Consider the following 16,475-nt stretch of genomic DNA (forward strand, 5'->3'; position numbering starts at 1 on the left):
GCGGAAGACAGGTGGTGCCGGCGGCAAATCAGGAATATTCGGGCCGGATGCCTATTTGACAGCGGCCGGGGTCTGCCAGCAAACTCCAGTATTGTACTGAACATTCAGCACAATTACAGATGCATTGCAGGCCGGATACGGACATCCGGCCCAGGATTTCCAGGAGACCAGGATGTCGTACCCGACTGCCATTGCCGCAGCCGCCGCCGCGCTGGCTGCAGCCGCCATCAGCCTTGCCGGCACCGCCGGCGCCGCACCTGCCCCGGCCACCGCGGGCAATCCCGCCACCGATGCCACCGCCCGTGCCAATGCAGCCGTGCTGCAGCAACTGCCGTTCCAGGACCGGCGTGACTTCGAGGCCGCGCGCCGTGGTTTTATCGGCACGCTGGACAACACCGAGATCCGCGACGCCAAGGGCAATGTGGTGTGGGCGCTGGATCCCTACGGCTTCCTCAAGCAAGACCGGGCGCCGGCCACCGTGAACCCCAGCCTGTGGCGCCAGGCGCAGCTGAACATGCACAACGGGCTGTTCCAGGTGACGGATCGGATCTACCAGATCCGTGGCTTCGATATTGCCAACATGACAATCATCGAGGGCGATACCGGCCTGATCGTGATCGATCCGCTGACCTCGATGGAGACCTCGCGCGCCGGGCTCGACCTGTACTTCAAGCACCGGCCCAGGAAGCCCGTGGTCGCGGTGATCTATACGCACAGCCATGGCGACCACTTCGGCGGGGTCAAGGGTGTCGTCAGCGAAGACGACGTCAAGGCCGGGCGGGTCAAGGTGCTGGCGCCGGAAGGGTTCATGGAAGAGGCCGTCAGCGAGAACGTCTTCGCCGGCAACGCCATGAGCCGCCGCGCGCAGTACATGTATGGCTTCAACCTGCCGCGCTCGGCCACCGGGCAGGTGGATGCGGGGCTGGGCAAGGGGGTGGCGCACGGCACGGTGACGCTGATCCCGCCGACGGACCTGATCCACAAGACCGGTGACACGCGCACCATCGACGGCGTGCAGATCGAATTCCTGATGGCGCCGGGCACCGAGGCCCCGGCCGAGATGCTGATGTACTTCCCGCAGTGGAAGGCACTGTGCGCCGCCGAGGACGCCACCCACAACCTGCACAACCTGTACACCATCCGCGGCGCCCAGGTGCGCGACGCCAACCAGTGGTGGCGCGCGCTGGACGAGACCATCGACCGCTTCGGCGGCCGCACCGAGGTCCTGTTCGCACAGCACCACTGGCCTACCTGGGGCCGCCAGGACATCGTCACCTACCTGGGCAAGCAGCGCGACGGCTACAAGTACATCCATGACCAGTCGCTGCGGCTGGCCAACATGGGCTACGTGCCGGCCGAGATCGCCGAGCGCGTGAAGCTGCCGCCGTCGCTGGCCGCCGAATGGCATCTGCGCGACTACTACGGCACCGTCAGCCACAACGCCAAGGCGGTGTACCAGCGCTACCTCGGCTGGTATGACGCCAACCCTGCCAACCTGAACCCGCTGCCGCCGGAAGAGGCGGGCAAGCGCTATGTCGAATTCATGGGCGGCGCGCCGCGCGTGCTGGAGCAGGCGCGCGCGGCGTACGCGCGTGGCGAATACCGCTGGGTGGCCGAGGTGGTCAAGCACGTGGTCTTTGCCGATCCGTCCAACCAGGCTGCCCGCCAGCTGGAAGCCGACGCGCTGGAGCAGCTCGGCTACCAAGCCGAATCCTCGACCTGGCGCAATGCCTACCTGACCGGTGCCGCCGAACTGCGTAGTGGCCCGCCCCCGGCCGGCCGCCGTGCCGGCAGCCCGGACGTGCTGCGCGCCATGACCGACACCATGTTCCTGGATTACCTGGCGATCAGCCTGAACGGCGACCGCGCCGCGGGCAAGACGCTGGCGCTGAACTGGGTACAGCCTGACACCGGCAAGCGCTTTGCGCTGACGGTGGAGAACGGCGTGTTCCGCTACAAGCCCGAGGCGCAGCACGCGTCCCCGCAGGCCACGCTGACCATGCCGCGCGCCGTGCTGATGGGGGTGCTGGCTGGCCAGACCACGCTGCAGGCCGAGACGCAGGCGGGCCGCGCCCGCGTGGACGGCGACCCGCAGGCGCTGGCGGCTTGGACGGCGCTGATGGACAAGTCCGAGCCGAACTTCAGCATCGTGACGCCCTGACGGCACCGGGATGGGGCTGGCAGGCGGCTTCTGTTGCGCGCCAGCGCCATAAAACCTCGTTTATTCGAGGGTTTCTTCCGGCGTGTGAACATAAACCGTTGCGCCGATGCTGCGGCAAAGAGTCTTGCGAGCCATTTCCGTTGAATTTTTTAGTGGTTAACCCTCCCTTTAGGGGGCGTCCTCTACGAATCAGTGTCATCGGTGAAACAGTCGTGCGCCGGCTGGCCGGATAATGCACACGGCAGTAACCGAATGAGGAGTAAGAGGACCATGAAATTCACCTATAAGAAGATGCTGGCGGCAGGCGCTGTCATGGCGCTGGCCGGAGCCGCACACGCGCAGTCCGCCGGCAGCAATATCGTCAGTCTGGGCTGGTTCCGCGTGATGCCGAACAGCTCCGCCGACCCGCTGACCGTCGACAGCATCAACGGCCGCCCGGTCGGCATGACCCGGCCGAACACCGGCGCGAAGATCGAATCCGCCGACACGCTGGGCCTGGCCTTCTCGCACTACTTCACCGACAATATCTCCGGCGAAATCATCGCGGGCATTCCGCCCAAGCATGACGTCAAGGGCACCGGCAACTATGCGCAGTATGGCAAGCTCGGTTCGGTCAAGCAGTGGAGCCCGGCGGTGCTGGTCAAGTACCACTTCTTCGATGCCAAGACCAAGTTCCGTCCCTATGTCGGCATCGGCGTGAACTACACCTGGTTTACCGACGAGACCATCTCCAATCAGAACTTCGTGAACCGCGAGTTCGCGCCGGGTGCGCGCATGACCGCCAGCGCCAAGGCATCGTGGAACCCGGTCTTCAACATCGGCGCCAACTACGCCATCAACGACAACTGGTTTGTCGGCCTGTCGGTATCGTACGTGCCGCTGTCGACCCGCGCGTCCTTCACCACCCAGGCCGGCCCGGTGACGATCCAGTCGCACACCAAGATCAAGATCGATCCGGTGGTGACGTTCCTGAACGTGGGCTACCGCTTCTGAGCGCGGCACACTGACAGCAGAAAGGGCACCCGGGGGTGCCCTTTCTTATTGGCGCGGCCGCGGTGGCCAGCTTATGCCACCGACTTGACCGGATAGCCAGCCTCTTCGATGGCATCGCGCAGGGCCTCGGCGTCGGCACCGCTCTCGACGCGCACGGCCTGGGCGGGCACATCCGCGCTGACACGCGCGGCCGGGTCGACCGCCTGCACGGCACGCGTGATGGCGCCGACGCAGTGGTTGCATGACATGCCTTCGACCTGGAACTGGATCATGATGGGACTCTCCTGGACAGGATGGAAAAGGCGGCAGGGTGCCGCGACAGACATAGTTTGAACCTTCCCATGGTGGGAAGCGCAAGGGGAATCTTGTTGGCGCCAATGTGACGGTAACCCCCTGTGCATTCGGCCTTGACCTTCCAATGATGGTAAGGTCCATGATGCTGACATCGACACTGTGGATGATTCAGAACCATGCCAAATTCCAGCGCTGTGCTCGCTTCACAACCTGTCCGGCCGGCTGACGAAATGCCCGAATGGCGCCTGCCGGTCGACGGCATGACCTGTGCCTCGTGCGTGCGCCGCGTAGAGAACGCATTGGCGCGTGTGCCGGGCGTGCGCGACGTGGCCGTCAACCTGGCCACGGAAGCCGCGACGCTGCGCGCCGACTCGGGCGCGGTGCTGCCGGCCGCCGCCCGTGCCGTGGCCGATGCCGGCTACACGGTGCCGCAGGACACCATCGAACTGAATATTGCCGACATGACCTGCGCCTCGTGCGTGACCCGGGTCGAAAAGGCGCTGCGCGCCGTGCCGGGCGTGACGGACGCACAAGTCAACCTGGCAACCGAGCGCGCCAGCGTCACCCTGCTGCGCGGCGCGGCGGATACTGCGGCGCTGGTTGCCGCGGTCGCGCGCGCCGGCTATGGCGCGACGCCGGTGGCCGATGCCGCGTCGCTGGCGCCGCAGGCCGGGCAGGGCACTGCCTTCTGGGACAGCCCCTGGCCGGTGGCGATCTCGGCGGCGCTGTCGCTGCCGCTGGTGGCGCCCATGGTGCTGGAATGGTTCGGCGTGCACTGGATGCTGCCGGCATGGGTGCAGTGGCTGCTGGCCACGCCGGTGCAGTTCGTGTTCGGCTGGCGCTTCTACAAGGCTGGCTGGAAGGCGGTGCGCGCCGGCGCCGGCAATATGGACCTGCTGGTAGCGCTGGGCACGACGGCGGCCTATGGGCTGTCGCTGTGGCTGATGTGGCGCACGCCGGCCGACGCCATGCCGCACCTGTACTTCGAAAGCGCGGCGGTGGTGATCACGCTGGTGCGCCTGGGCAAGTGGCTGGAGACCCGCGCCAAGCGCCAGACCGCCGATGCCATCCGCGCACTCGCGGCGCTGCGTCCCGATACCGCCCGCGTGCGCCGCGGCGGCGTGGAGCAGATCGTGCCGCTGGCGGCGGTGCGCGTGGGCGATGAGGTGGTGGTGCGCCCCGGCGAGCGCATCCCGGTGGACGCCGAGGTGATCGAAGGCAACAGCCACGCGGACGAATCGATGCTGACCGGTGAAAGCGTGCCGGTACCGAAGAAGCCCGGCGACCGCATCACCGGCGGCGCCATCAATTTCGAAGGGCTGCTGGTTGCGCGCACCGAGGCAGTAGGCACCGAGACCGTGCTGGCACGCATCATCCGCATGGTCGAGCACGCACAGGCGGCCAAGGCGCCGATCCAGCGCATGGTCGACCAGGTCAGCGCGGTGTTCGTGCCGGTGGTGCTGGGCATTGCACTGGTGACGGTGCTGGGCTGGGGCCTCTATGCCGGCGACTGGGAAACCGCATTGCTCAACGCCGTGGCGGTGCTGGTGATCGCCTGCCCGTGCGCGCTGGGCCTGGCCACGCCCACGGCGATCATGGCCGGTACCGGCGCCGGCGCGCGCGCCGGCATCCTGATCAAGGACGCCGAGGCGCTGGAGGTGGCGCACCGCGTCAGCGTGGTGGCATTCGACAAGACCGGCACGCTCACGGTCGGCAAGCCGGAAGTGGTGGCGCTGCATGCGGCCGATCCCGCCGATGCCGACGGCAGCGCGCTGCTGGCGCGGCTGGCCGCGCTGCAGGCCGGCAGCGAGCATCCGCTGGCCCGCGCTGTGCTGGCCGCCGCGCAGGCGCGCGGCATTGCCGTGCCGCAGGCCACCGAGGTGCAGGCCCTGCCGGGCCGCGGCATTGCCGGCGTGGTGGACGGCAATGCGCTGCAGCTGGGCAGCGAGCGCCTGCGTGAAACGCTGGGCGCACAGGCAGGCACGCTGGCAACGCTGGCGGACCAGTTGCGCGCAGACGGCCGCACCGTGTCGTGGCTGGTCGAGACCACGCCGCCGCGCGTGGCCGGGCTGGTCGCGTTCGGCGATGCCATCAAGCCGGGTGCGCCGGCGGCGATCGCACGGCTGCGCGCGGCCGGCGTGCGCACCGTGATGCTGACCGGCGACAATGCCGGCGCGGCGGCGCGCGTGGCGCAGGCGCTGGGGCTGGACGATGTGCAGGCTGAGGTGCTGCCCGAAGACAAGGCTGCCCGGGTGCAGGCGCTGGGGCGCGATGGCGCGGTGGTGGCGATGGTGGGCGACGGCATCAACGATGCGCCGGCGCTGGCGGCGGCGGACGTGGGCATTGCCATGTCGACCGGCACCGACGTGGCCATGCACGCCGCCGGCATCACGCTGATGCGCGGCGACCCGGCGTTGGTGGCCGATGCGCTGGCGGTTTCGCACTGCACCGTGCGCAAGATCCGGCAGAACCTGTTCTGGGCTTTTTTCTACAACGTGGTGGGCATTCCGCTGGCCGCGGCCGGGTTGCTGAACCCGGTGGTGGCGGGTGCGGCGATGGCGTTCTCCAGTGTCAGCGTGGTCAGCAATGCGCTGTTGCTGCGCCGCTGGCGTCCGCAAGCCGGTGCGGCACCTGCCGCGCAAGGAGGTGAGTGATGAATATCGGCGAAGCGGCGCAGGCGTCGGGCGTGTCGGCCAAGATGATCCGGCACTATGAGTCGATCGGGCTGGTGGCGGCACCGCCGCGCACCGAGGGCGGCTACCGCCGCTATGACGAACGCGCGGTGCATAACTTGCGCTTCGTGCGGCGCGCCCGTAATCTGGGATTCTCGCTCGACGAGATCCGCAACCTGCTGTCGCTATGGCATGACCGCGGCCGCGCCAGCGCCGACGTCAAGGCGCTGACGCTGCGGCATGTAGCCGACCTTGAGCTGCGCATCGCCGAACTGGCCGCCATGCGCGACACGCTGCGCGAGCTGGCGCAGCACTGCAGCGGCGATGACCGGCCGGATTGCCCGATCCTGGCCGATATGGCGCAGCCGGAAGCGCACGGCAGGCTCGCCTGCCACGGTTGAGCGGGACAGAGTGCAAGGCAAGGCAGGCAGCAGGCAGCACCACAAAGAATAACGACAGCCGGCGCCGGCGCTTTGCTGGCGGTCCGTGCCGGGAGGAGACTTGCGCGAATGGAACAACCGATGACGGACGATCCTGCTATTGCCGGTGTTGCCGGCATGCCTGCCGATACCCCCGCCGGCACGCATGCGCCGGTGCAGAGCCGCCAGCGCATGCGCGACGGCACCGAACTGCTGCTGCGCACCTGGCAGCCCGATCCGGCGCGCTTTGCCGAGCCGCTGGGCTCGGTGCTGCTGGTGCATGGGCTTGCCGAGCATGCCGGACGCTACCAGCATGTGGCCGATGTGCTGTGCGGGCTGGGCCTGCGCGTGCGTGCGCACGACCTGCGCGGCCATGGTGCCAGCGGCGGCGCGCGCATGGTGGCGGACCATCAGGATGCCTACCTGGACGACCTCGCCGAGATCTATGATGCCGCGGTGCCTGGCTGGAACGAGTTGCCGATCCTGCTTGGCCACAGCATGGGCGGGTTGATCGCGGCGCGCTTTGCCACCGCGCGCGTGCGTCCGGTGCGCGCGCTGGTGCTGTCCTCGCCCGCGCTGGCGCTGCGGCTGTCGGGCCCGATGCTGGCGCTGCACCGCGTGCTGCTGGTGCTGGCACCGCGGCTGCGCGTGCCCAATCCGATCGATGCGCGGCTCTTGTCGCACGACCCCGCCGTGGTGGCCGCCTACCGCTCGGATCCGCTGGTGCAGACCACCATCACCGCCAGCGTACTGGAGAGCTTTATCCGCGGCATGGCGCAGGCCCAGGCCGATGCCGCGCTGCTGGAGGCCCCCACGCTGATGCTGGTCGGCGGTGCCGACCGCGTGGTGGACCCGGCCGGCAGCCGCAGCTTCTTCGACAACGCGCCGCCGGCGTTGCGCGAACAGGTCTGGTTCGAGCATGGCTACCACGAGATCTTCAATGAAGCGCAGCCGCTGCGCGGCGAAGTGTTCGCGGCGCTGACCGGCTGGCTGCAGCGTCACCTGCAGCAGTAGGGACGTTGCGCTAGGTCCGGAACACCGACTCGGCCACGCCGAAGACCGCTGCGACGACCGGGTCGTCGCGGCGCGTGGCCAGGCATACCAGCGTCAGCTCGGTCTGCACCGAGACCCCTTCCACGATCACCAGCCCGTGCGCATGCGATTCGCGCAGCGCGATCGCGTCGCGCACCAGTGACAGCCCCACGCCGGAGCGCACCAGGTCCAGCATCGACGCCTCCTGGTCGACATGCGCCACCTTGGGCACGCCGGCCGGATCGACGCCGGCCTGCGCAAAGCGCGCCGACAAGAGCCGGTTGTGCGCCGATTCCGGCGGCGTCCAGATCCATGGCAGCGTTGCCAGCTGCGCCCATGAGCGCAGCGCGGTGCGCTCTTTCCAGCCCTTGGGCGCCACCACATAGTAAGAGAAGGGCGTCAGCGTCAGCGCATGGAAGCCGGCGTCGGGCGGCTGGCCCAGGTAGAAGCCCACGTCGAGCGCGCCGCTGCGTACCTGTTGCAGCACCCAGCCCGACATGCCGTGGCGCAGTTCGGTGCCGATCTGCGGATGGCGTTCCACCAGCGTGCGTAGCATCGGGCCCAGCCGCGTGAATTCCGGGTCGAGGATGGTGCCGATCGCCAGCCGGCCGCGCACGGTGTGATGCATCGCGCTGACGGTGTGCTGCAGGTCGCCCACGCCATCGAGGATGCGTTCGGCCAGCGGCAGCAATGCGGCGCCGTCGGCGGTCAGCGTCAGGCCCGCGGCGGTGCGCTCGAACAGCCGGATGCGCCACGCCGATTGCAGCGCTTTCAACTGCAGGCTGACTGCGGGTTGCGTCAGGTGCAGCCGCTGCGCGGCGCGGGTCAGGTTGCCCTCGCGCGCGACGGCAACGAAGGCGCGCAGGTGATGGAGGTCCAAAGCGGTGTCGGGGCGAAAGGTGGCGTGGGAGCGTGGCGTGGTGCGGCGCAATATTTTGCGCGGCTTATATTGCGATTGACGATAAATCATTGGACGGGGCCGCGCAACTGCACCAAGCTTGCCCTCAATACGGCCCGGCACGCCTTGTGCCGCGCGGCAGCGATGCCAGTGCGACGCTGGCGGATGTTTGCGCCAGCGTCTTCATCAGACGCAAAGATCGGGCAAGCCGCATGCCGTCAGCGACCCAGTATTCAGGAGCGGAAGTGGAAGACATCCTTGCAGAAGCCAGCGCGGTGCAGACCATCATCGGCCATAGCATCGCAGGCCGGCAGACACGCGGCGCATCGCAGCGTCTGGCCGATATCTATAACCCCGCCACCGGCGAAGTTGCAGCACGCGTGGCGCTCGGCACCACGCAGGACGTGGCCGACGCCGTCGCCGCCGCCCATGCCGCATTCCCCGCCTGGGCCGACACCCCGCCGTTGCGCCGCGCGCGCATCCTGTTCAAGTTCAAGGAGCTGCTCGACCAGCACCACGATGACCTGGCCGCGCTGATCACGCGCGAGCACGGCAAGGTGTTCTCGGATGCGAAGGGCGAAGTCACGCGCGGCATCGAAGTGGTGGAATTTGCCTGCGGCATCCCCAACCTGCTCAAGACCGACTTCACCGACAACATCGGCGGCGGCATCGACAACTGGAACCTGCGTCAGCCGCTGGGCGTGGTGGCCGGCATCACGCCGTTCAACTTCCCGGTGATGGTGCCGATGTGGATGTTCCCGGTGGCGATCGCCTGCGGCAATACCTTCGTGCTGAAGCCGTCGGAACGCGATCCGTCGCCGAGCCTGCTGATTGCCGACCTGCTGCGCCAGGCGGGATTGCCCGATGGTGTGTTCAATGTGGTGCAGGGCGACAAGGAAGCCGTCGATGCATTGCTTGCGCATCCGGATGTGCAGGCGTTGTCGTTCGTCGGCTCGACGCCGATCGCCCAATACATCTACACGGAAGGGACCAAGCACGGCAAGCGCGTGCAGGCGCTGGGTGGTGCCAAGAACCACCTGGTGGTGATGCCCGATGCCGATCTCGACCAGGCGGTCGATGCGCTGATCGGTGCCGCGTATGGTTCTGCCGGCGAGCGCTGCATGGCGATCTCGGTAGCCGTAGCGGTGGGCGACGTCGCCGACAAGCTCGTGCCGCGGCTCGCCGAACGCGCCAGCTCGCTGAAGATCCGCAACGGCATGGAGTCCGACGCCGAAATGGGTCCGCTAGTAACCGCTGCGCACAAGGCGAAGGTGGAGGGCTATATCGCCAAGGGCGTGGAAGAGGGCGCGACGCTGGTGACCGATGGCCGCGGTCATACCGTACCCGGCCATGAGAACGGCTTCTATGTCGGCGGCACGCTGTTCGACAACGTCAAGCCGGACATGACGATCTACAAGGAAGAGATCTTCGGTCCGGTGTTGTCGGTGGTGCGCGTGCATGACTTTGCCGAAGCCGTGGCGCTGATCAATGCGCATGAATTCGGCAACGGCGTATCGTGCTACACCAGCGACGGCGGCATCGCGCGTGCGTTCGCACGGCAGATCCAGATCGGCATGGTCGGCATCAACGTGCCGATTCCGGTGCCGATGGCATGGCATTCATTCGGTGGCTGGAAGCGATCGCTGTTCGGCGACCACCATGCCTATGGCGAAGAGGGCGTGCGTTTCTACACGCGCTACAAGAGCGTGATGCAGCGCTGGCCGGATTCGATTGCCAAGGGCGCTGAGTTCACCATGCCGGTGGCGAAATAAGCCGCGACGATGATGACAAGAACAGCGATGGAGACATTCGACTACATCATCGTGGGGGCCGGTTCGGCCGGCTGTGTCCTGGCGAACCGGCTGACGCAGGATGCGGACGTCAACGTGCTGCTGCTGGAGGCCGGCGGCAAGGACGACTACCACTGGATCCATATCCCGGTGGGCTACCTGTACTGCATCGGCAACCCGCGCACCGACTGGCTCTATCGCACCGAGGCCGAGGCCGGGCTGAACGGCCGCTCGCTGGGCTATCCGCGCGGGCGCGTGCTGGGCGGTTGCTCGTCGATCAACGGCATGATCTATATGCGCGGCCAGCGCGAGGATTATGATGCGTGGGCGCGGCTGACCGGCGACGATGGCTGGCGCTGGGACAATGTGCTGCCGCTGTTCAAGCGCAGCGAGGACCACCACCGCGGCCCGAGCGAATTCCATGGCGCCGGCGGCGAATGGCGCGTGGAAGGCCAGCGCCTGCGCTGGGACATCCTGGAGCGCTTTGCCGATGCCGCCGAAGAGGCGGGGATTCCGCGCACGGAGGATTTCAATCGCGGCGACAACTTCGGCGTGGGCTATTTCGAAGTGAACCAGCGCCGCGGCATCCGCTGGAACACGTCCAAGGCCTTCCTGCGGCGTGCGTCGGAGCGTCCCAACCTGACCATCGTCACCGGGGCGCAGGTGAGCGGGCTGACCTTCGACGGGCGCCGCTGCACTGGCGTGAACTATATCGGCGGCGGCCGGCCGCAGACGGCGGTGGCCACGCAGGAAGTGATCCTGGCCGCGGGCGCGGTCAATACGCCGCAGCTGTTGGAACTGTCGGGCATCGGCCAGGCGGAACGGCTGCAGGCGCTGGGTATTCCGGTGCGTCATGCGCTGCCCGGCGTGGGCGAGAACCTGCAGGACCACCTGCAGCTGCGCTCGGTGGTGAAGGTCAGCGGCGTGCGCACGCTCAACACGCGCGCCGCGAGCCTGTGGGGCAAGTTCTGCATCGGCGTGCAGTACGCCTTCAACCAGAGCGGACCGATGAGCATGGCGCCGTCGCAGCTGGGCGCCTTTGCGCGCTCGGACCCGTCGCAGGCGCGGCCGAATGTGGAGTACCACGTGCAGCCCTTGTCGCTGGACAAGTTCGGCGACCCGCTGCATGCGTTCAATGCCTTTACCGCGAGTGCCTGCAACCTGCGGCCGACCTCGCGTGGCAGCGTGCATGTCGGCAGCGCGGATTTCCGCCAGGCTCCGGTGATCGCGCCCAATTACCTGGCGACCGACGAGGATCGGAAAGTCGCGGCCGACTCCATCCGGCTCACGCGCCGTATTGTGGCGTCGCCGGCGCTGGCGCCGTACCAGCCCGAGGAATGGCTGCCGGGTCCGGCATTCCAGACCGACGAACAGCTGGCCGAGGCGGCTGGCAATATCGGCACCACCATCTTCCACCCGGTGGGCACCTGCAAGATGGGCCGCGCCGACGACCCGATGGCCGTGGTCGACCATCGCCTGCGCGTGCTGGGCATCGATGGCCTGCGCGTGGTCGATGCCTCGGTGATGCCGCTGATCACGTCGGGCAACACCAATTCGCCGACCATCATGATCGCCGAGCGCGCCAGCGACCTGATCCGCGAAGACCGCCGGCTGGGCTTGGCCGCGGCGGAAGTATTGGTGCAACCAGCCCCGGCGGCAGCCGCTGCAGGCGCCTGACATGAGCGCGCCACTTGGTCGCGGGCGGGGCCGTGACCAAGTGGCCCAGCCTGCTCATGTGCGCTTGCAAAAAAACTGACACTTGGTTCATGTTTCATAGTGCAAACCCCGATGTTTTGCGATGCAACAGGCGCACACAATAGACGCCTCACAGGGTGCGTCGGCAGCACATCGAAGCCATCGCCGCAACCTGCGCGGGAGCCGCCCCGCACCAAAACAGAAAGCCGCAGGCAGGCCCGCAACCATGGCCAGCCTGACGGAACAAGCGGCAGCAAGGGCCTACAAGGCCGGTTCGGACCATTGTCAGTGCCGGGCATCACCCCGGCAGTTCAGCAAGAGGGCGGGCAGGAGACATGAACCAGCTGGAAACCATCCTGGAAACGCGGAACCTCACCAAGGAGTTCAAGGGGTTCACGGCGGTGAGCGACGTCAACCTGCGGGTGCGCCGCGGGTCGATCCATGCGTTGATCGGGCCCAACGGCGCCGGCAAGACGACTTGCTTCAACCTGCTCACCAAGTTCCTGGAGCCGACCACCGGCACTATCCTTTTCAACGGCATCGATATCACCCGTGAAAAGCCCGCGCAGATCGCGCGGCGCGGCGTGATCCGTTCGTTCCAGATCTCGGCGGTGTTCCCGCACCTGACGGTGATGGAAAACGTGCGCATCGGGCTGCAGCGGCAGCTCGGCACGGCGTACCAGTTCTGGCGCAGCGAGCGCTCGCTGGACGTGCTCAATGACCGCGCCATGGAGCTGCTCGAGCAGGTCGGCCTGACCGAGTTCGCGCAGACGCTGACGGTGAACCTGCCGTACGGCCGCAAGCGCGCGCTGGAGATTGCCACCACGCTGGCGATGGAGCCCGAGCTGATGCTGCTCGACGAACCCACGCAGGGCATGGGCCACGAAGACGTGGACCGCGTCACGCAGCTGATCAAGAAGGTTTCGGCGGGCCGCACCATCCTGATGGTGGAGCACAACATGAGCGTGGTCTCGTCGATCGCCGACAAGATCACCGTGCTGCAGCGTGGCGCGATCCTGGCCGAAGGGCCGTATGCGGAAGTGTCCAAGGACCCGCGCGTGATGGAGGCCTACATGGGCACCGTCGACGCGGAACTGCAGGGCGCGCACTGAGAGGGCCGGGGAACGATATGACGACATCCAACACACCCGCGCTCGAGATCAGGGACCTGCACGCCTGGTACGGCGAGTCGCACATCCTGCACGGCGTGGACCTGACCGTGAACCGCGGCGAAGTGGTCACGCTGCTGGGCCGCAACGGCGCTGGCCGCACCACCACGCTGCGCGCGATCATGGGACTGACCGGCGCGCGCAAGGGCTCGATCAAGGTCAATGGCCACGAGACCATCAGCCTGCCCACGCACAAGATCGCGCACTACGGCATTGGCTATTGCCCCGAAGAACGGGCGATCTTCTCCAGCCTCTCATGCGAAGAGAACCTGATGCTGCCGCCGGTGCTGAAGGGCGCCGACACCAGCAAGGGCATGAGCGAGACCGATATCTACGAGATGTTCCCGAACCTGAAGGAGCGCCGCCAGAGCCAGGGCACGCGTCTTTCCGGCGGCGAGCAGCAGATGCTGGCGGTCGGGCGCATCCTGCGCACCGGCGCCAACCTGCTGCTGCTCGATGAAATCTCGGAAGGATTGGCACCGGTGATCGTGCAGGCGCTTGCGCGCATGATCCTGATGCTCAAGCAGAAGGGGTACACGGTGGTGATGGTGGAGCAGAACTTCCGCTTCGCCGCGCCGCTGGCGGACCGCTTCTACGTGATGGAGCACGGCAGCATCGTCGAGCGCTTCGCGGCCAATGAGCTGCAGGCCAAGATGCCGGTGCTGCACGAACTGCTCGGGGTCTGATCCGCACGGATCATGGGTTGATGTTTGGCAGGAACGGGTGGCGCGCACGCCGCCGCAAATCAGGAGACATAGAGATGAAAAAGACTCGGCTCGCGGCCGCGATGGCGGCCATTGCCATGGGTGCGGTTTCCTTCAGCGCCGTTGCCCAGGTGTCGGGCGACACCGTGAAGATCGGCTATATCACCGACATGTCGGGCCTGTACGCCGACATCGACGGCCCCGGCGGCCTGGAAGCCATCAAGATGGCGGTCGAGGACCGCGGCGGCAAGGTGCTGGGCAAGTCCATCGAAATCGTCTCGGCCGACCACCAGAACAAGGCCGACATCGCCGCCTCGAAGGCGCGCGAATGGATGGACCAGCAGGGCCTGGACATGCTGCTGGGCGGCACCAACTCCGGCACCGCGCTGGCCATGAACAAGGTGGCCTCGGAGAAGAAGCGCGTCTACATCAACATCGGCGCCGGCACGGCGCGCCTGACCAACGAAGAGTGCTCGCCGTACACGGTGCACTACGCCTATGACACCGTGGCGCTGGCCAAGGGCACCGGCAGCGCGGTGGTCAAGCAGGGCGGCAAGTCGTGGTTCTTCCTGACCGCCGACTATGCCTTCGGCCATTCGCTGGAAAGCGACACCGCGGCCGTGGTCAAGGCCAACGGCGGCACGGTGGCGGGCCAGGTGCGCCATCCGCTGTCGGCATCGGACTTCTCGTCGTTCCTGCTGCAGGCGCAGTCGTCCAAGGCGCAGATCCTGGGCCTGGCCAACGCCGGTGGCGACACCATCAACGCGATCAAGGCGGCCAAGGAATTCGGTATTACCAAGTCGATGAAGATCGCCGGCCTGCTGATGTTCATCAACGATGTGCACAGCCTTGGGCTGAAGAACACCGAAGGCCTGCTGATGACAGACAGCTGGTACTGGGACATGAACGACGACACCCGCAAGTTCGCCAACCGCTTCTTCGGCAAGATGAAGAAGATGCCGAGCAGCCTGCAGGCGGCGGACTACTCGGCGGCCAGCACCTACCTGAAGGCGGTGGAGGCAGCCAAGACCGACGATCCGGACAAGGTCATGGCTGAACTCAAGAAGATGAAGATCAACGACTTTTACACCAAGGGCTATATCCGCCAGGACGGCCGTGGCATCCACGACATGTACCTGATGCAGGTGAAGTCCGCGGCAGAGTCGAAGAAGCCGTGGGACTACCTGAAGGTGGTCGCGACGATCCCGGGCGACCAGGCCTTCACCACGGTGGCCGAGTCGAAGTGCGCAATGCTGAAGAAATAAGCTGATGTGAGATCCGCCGGCGGCGCGCCACCTGCGTGCCGCCGGCATCGGACGCGGTTCCTTGCTGCGGTGTTCGCCAACGGTGTTCGCCGCAGCGTTCGCATTACCTGGCACCAACCGCAGCAATCCCCGCCATACAACGGCGGTATCAACGGCACTCCGCGATGGACATCTTCGGAATCCCCTTGCCGGCCATGCTTTCCCAGCTCTTGCTGGGGCTGGTCAACGGCGCCTTCTATGCGATGCTGAGCCTGGGCCTGGCGGTTATCTTCGGCCTGCTCAACGTCATCAATTTCGCGCACGGCGCGCTCTTCATGCTGGGCGCGGTGCTGGCCTGGATGGGCATGGAGTACGCCGGGCTGAACTACTGGATCATGCTGCTGCTGTCGCCGCTGGTCGTCGCCGCGCTGGGCGTGGTGATCGAGAAGACCATGCTGCGCTGGATCTACAAGCTCGACCATATCTACGGCCTGCTGCTGACGCTGGGCATCACGCTGGTGGTCGAGGGCATCTTCCGCTCGATCTACGGCGTCTCCGGGCTGCCGTACTCGACGCCGGACGCGCTGCAGGGCGCGACCGACCTGGGCTTCATGATCCTGCCCAACTACCGCGCGTGGGTCGTGGTGGCGTCGCTGGTGGTGTGCTTCGCCACCTGGTACGTGATCGAGAAGACCAAGCTGGGCGCCTACCTGCGCGCCGGCACCGAGAACCCCAAGATGGTCGAGGCCTTCGGCGTCAACGTGCCGCTGATGGTGACGCTGACCTACGGCTTCGGCGTGGCGCTGGCCGCGTTCGCGGGCGTGCTGGCCGCGCCGGTGATCCAGATCTCGCCGCTGATGGGGCAGAACCTGATCATCATCGTGTTCGCGGTGGTGGTGATCGGCGGCATGGGTTCGATCATGGGTTCGATCCTGACCGGCCTGGGGCTGGGCGTGGTCGAGGGGCTGACCAAGGTGTTCTATCCGGAAGCGTCGTCGACCGTGGTGTTCTTCATCATGGTGATCGTGCTGCTGCTGCGCCCGGCCGGGCTGTTCGGGAAGGAGAAGTGATGAGCACACCCTCCACATCATCGACGCCATCCACGGTGGCGGCCAATGCGGGCAACGCAGGAAAGGGACAAGGCGTGCAGAAGAAACTGTTGTACGGATTGCTGCTGCTGGCACTGGTGGCCGCGCCGCTGGCCGGTGCGTATCCGGTGTTCGTGCTCAAGGTGCTGTGCTTCGCGCTGTTTGCGTGCGCCTTCAACCTGCTGATCGGCTATACCGGGCTGCTGTCGTTCGGCCATGCGGCCTTCTTCGGCGGCGCTGGCTATGCCGCCGGCCATGCCATGAAGGTCTGGGGCGTGACCCCGGAAATCGGCCTGATCCTGGGCACCGCTGCGGG

At 66.7% G+C, this 16,475-nt stretch carries 13 protein-coding genes and 1 pseudogene; 12 read left to right on the plus strand and 2 right to left on the minus strand.

Annotated elements, in window-relative coordinates:
* Nucleotides 1-172 precede the first annotated feature (172 nt).
* Nucleotides 173-2,161: an alkyl/aryl-sulfatase gene (locus AC07UK_RS18250; RefSeq protein ID WP_494686540.1), complete on the plus strand. Its 1,989-nt coding sequence runs from the start codon at nt 173-175 to the stop codon at nt 2,159-2,161.
* A gap of 270 nt (nt 2,162-2,431) precedes the next feature.
* Complete coding sequence (locus AC07UK_RS18255; RefSeq protein ID WP_436222966.1) at nt 2,432-3,154, plus strand: OmpW/AlkL family protein; 723 nt, start codon at nt 2,432-2,434, stop codon at nt 3,152-3,154.
* 71 nt (nt 3,155-3,225) lie between these two features.
* Here the strand turns inward: AC07UK_RS18255 and AC07UK_RS18260 are convergent, their stop codons facing one another.
* Nucleotides 3,226-3,426, minus strand: a complete 201-nt coding sequence (locus tag AC07UK_RS18260; protein WP_041228245.1) for a heavy-metal-associated domain-containing protein — start codon at nt 3,424-3,426, stop codon at nt 3,226-3,228.
* 198 nt (nt 3,427-3,624) lie between these two features.
* Here AC07UK_RS18260 and AC07UK_RS18265 point away from each other — a divergent pair, with 198 nt between their 5' ends.
* From AC07UK_RS18265 to AC07UK_RS18275, 3 genes are all read left to right on the plus strand, one after another.
* Nucleotides 3,625-6,102, plus strand: coding sequence for a heavy metal translocating P-type ATPase (locus tag AC07UK_RS18265; RefSeq protein ID WP_494686539.1), 2,478 nt, complete (start codon nt 3,625-3,627; stop codon nt 6,100-6,102).
* A complete protein-coding gene (gene cueR, locus AC07UK_RS18270) occupies nt 6,102-6,521 on the plus strand; it encodes a Cu(I)-responsive transcriptional regulator (RefSeq protein WP_436222964.1) in 420 nt (139 codons plus the stop codon). Before AC07UK_RS18265 ends, cueR begins: the two co-directional genes overlap by 1 nt.
* A gap of 108 nt (nt 6,522-6,629) precedes the next feature.
* Complete coding sequence (locus tag AC07UK_RS18275; protein ID WP_494686538.1) at nt 6,630-7,553, plus strand: alpha/beta hydrolase; 924 nt, start codon at nt 6,630-6,632, stop codon at nt 7,551-7,553.
* 10 nt (nt 7,554-7,563) lie between these two features.
* Here AC07UK_RS18275 and AC07UK_RS18280 read toward each other — a convergent pair whose 3' ends face one another.
* A complete protein-coding gene (locus AC07UK_RS18280; RefSeq protein WP_010811291.1) occupies nt 7,564-8,451 on the minus strand; it encodes a LysR family transcriptional regulator in 888 nt (295 codons plus the stop codon).
* 230 nt (nt 8,452-8,681) lie between these two features.
* Between AC07UK_RS18280 and AC07UK_RS18285 the strand changes: the two genes are divergently transcribed.
* The 7 genes and pseudogenes from AC07UK_RS18285 to AC07UK_RS18315 all read left to right on the plus strand — a co-directional run.
* On the plus strand, nt 8,682-10,241 hold the full coding sequence (locus AC07UK_RS18285; protein WP_436222962.1) for a CoA-acylating methylmalonate-semialdehyde dehydrogenase: 1,560 nt from the start codon (nt 8,682-8,684) through the stop codon (nt 10,239-10,241).
* Between the two features lie 27 nt (nt 10,242-10,268).
* Complete coding sequence (locus AC07UK_RS18290; protein ID WP_436222961.1) at nt 10,269-11,936, plus strand: GMC family oxidoreductase; 1,668 nt, start codon at nt 10,269-10,271, stop codon at nt 11,934-11,936.
* A 353-nt stretch (nt 11,937-12,289) separates the two neighbouring features.
* Complete coding sequence (locus AC07UK_RS18295) at nt 12,290-13,066, plus strand: ABC transporter ATP-binding protein (protein WP_436222960.1); 777 nt, start codon at nt 12,290-12,292, stop codon at nt 13,064-13,066.
* A 17-nt stretch (nt 13,067-13,083) separates the two neighbouring features.
* Nucleotides 13,084-13,809 carry an ABC transporter ATP-binding protein gene (locus AC07UK_RS18300; protein ID WP_316151895.1) on the plus strand — a complete coding sequence of 242 codons (726 nt, stop codon included), beginning with the start codon at nt 13,084-13,086 and terminating at the stop codon, nt 13,807-13,809.
* A 74-nt stretch (nt 13,810-13,883) separates the two neighbouring features.
* A complete protein-coding gene (locus tag AC07UK_RS18305; protein ID WP_494686537.1) occupies nt 13,884-15,092 on the plus strand; it encodes an ABC transporter substrate-binding protein in 1,209 nt (402 codons plus the stop codon).
* 164 nt (nt 15,093-15,256) lie between these two features.
* Nucleotides 15,257-16,141, plus strand: a complete 885-nt coding sequence (locus AC07UK_RS18310; protein ID WP_013958406.1) for a branched-chain amino acid ABC transporter permease — start codon at nt 15,257-15,259, stop codon at nt 16,139-16,141.
* A pseudogene (locus AC07UK_RS18315) lies at nt 16,141-16,475 on the plus strand (branched-chain amino acid ABC transporter permease); the annotation flags it as partial. The gene AC07UK_RS18310 and the pseudogene AC07UK_RS18315, both read left to right, overlap by 1 nt.

This window comes from Cupriavidus sp. GW821-FHT07C08 (assembly GCF_059419025.1).

Coding starts and splice junctions, on each gene's coding strand:
- AC07UK_RS18310 (WP_013958406.1), top strand. CDS start 15,257: ATGGACATCTTCGGAATCCCCTTGCCGGCCATGCTTTCCCAGCTCTTG.
- cueR (WP_436222964.1), top strand. CDS start 6,102: ATGAATATCGGCGAAGCGGCGCAGGCGTCGGGCGTGTCGGCCAAGATG.
- AC07UK_RS18275 (WP_494686538.1), top strand. CDS start 6,630: ATGGAACAACCGATGACGGACGATCCTGCTATTGCCGGTGTTGCCGGC.
- AC07UK_RS18265 (WP_494686539.1), top strand. CDS start 3,625: ATGCCAAATTCCAGCGCTGTGCTCGCTTCACAACCTGTCCGGCCGGCT.
- AC07UK_RS18295 (WP_436222960.1), top strand. CDS start 12,290: ATGAACCAGCTGGAAACCATCCTGGAAACGCGGAACCTCACCAAGGAG.
- AC07UK_RS18305 (WP_494686537.1), top strand. CDS start 13,884: ATGAAAAAGACTCGGCTCGCGGCCGCGATGGCGGCCATTGCCATGGGT.
- AC07UK_RS18300 (WP_316151895.1), top strand. CDS start 13,084: ATGACGACATCCAACACACCCGCGCTCGAGATCAGGGACCTGCACGCC.
- AC07UK_RS18255 (WP_436222966.1), top strand. CDS start 2,432: ATGAAATTCACCTATAAGAAGATGCTGGCGGCAGGCGCTGTCATGGCG.
- AC07UK_RS18250 (WP_494686540.1), top strand. CDS start 173: ATGTCGTACCCGACTGCCATTGCCGCAGCCGCCGCCGCGCTGGCTGCA.
- AC07UK_RS18290 (WP_436222961.1), top strand. CDS start 10,269: ATGGAGACATTCGACTACATCATCGTGGGGGCCGGTTCGGCCGGCTGT.
- AC07UK_RS18260 (WP_041228245.1), bottom strand. CDS start 3,426: ATGATCCAGTTCCAGGTCGAAGGCATGTCATGCAACCACTGCGTCGGC.
- AC07UK_RS18285 (WP_436222962.1), top strand. CDS start 8,682: ATGCCGTCAGCGACCCAGTATTCAGGAGCGGAAGTGGAAGACATCCTT.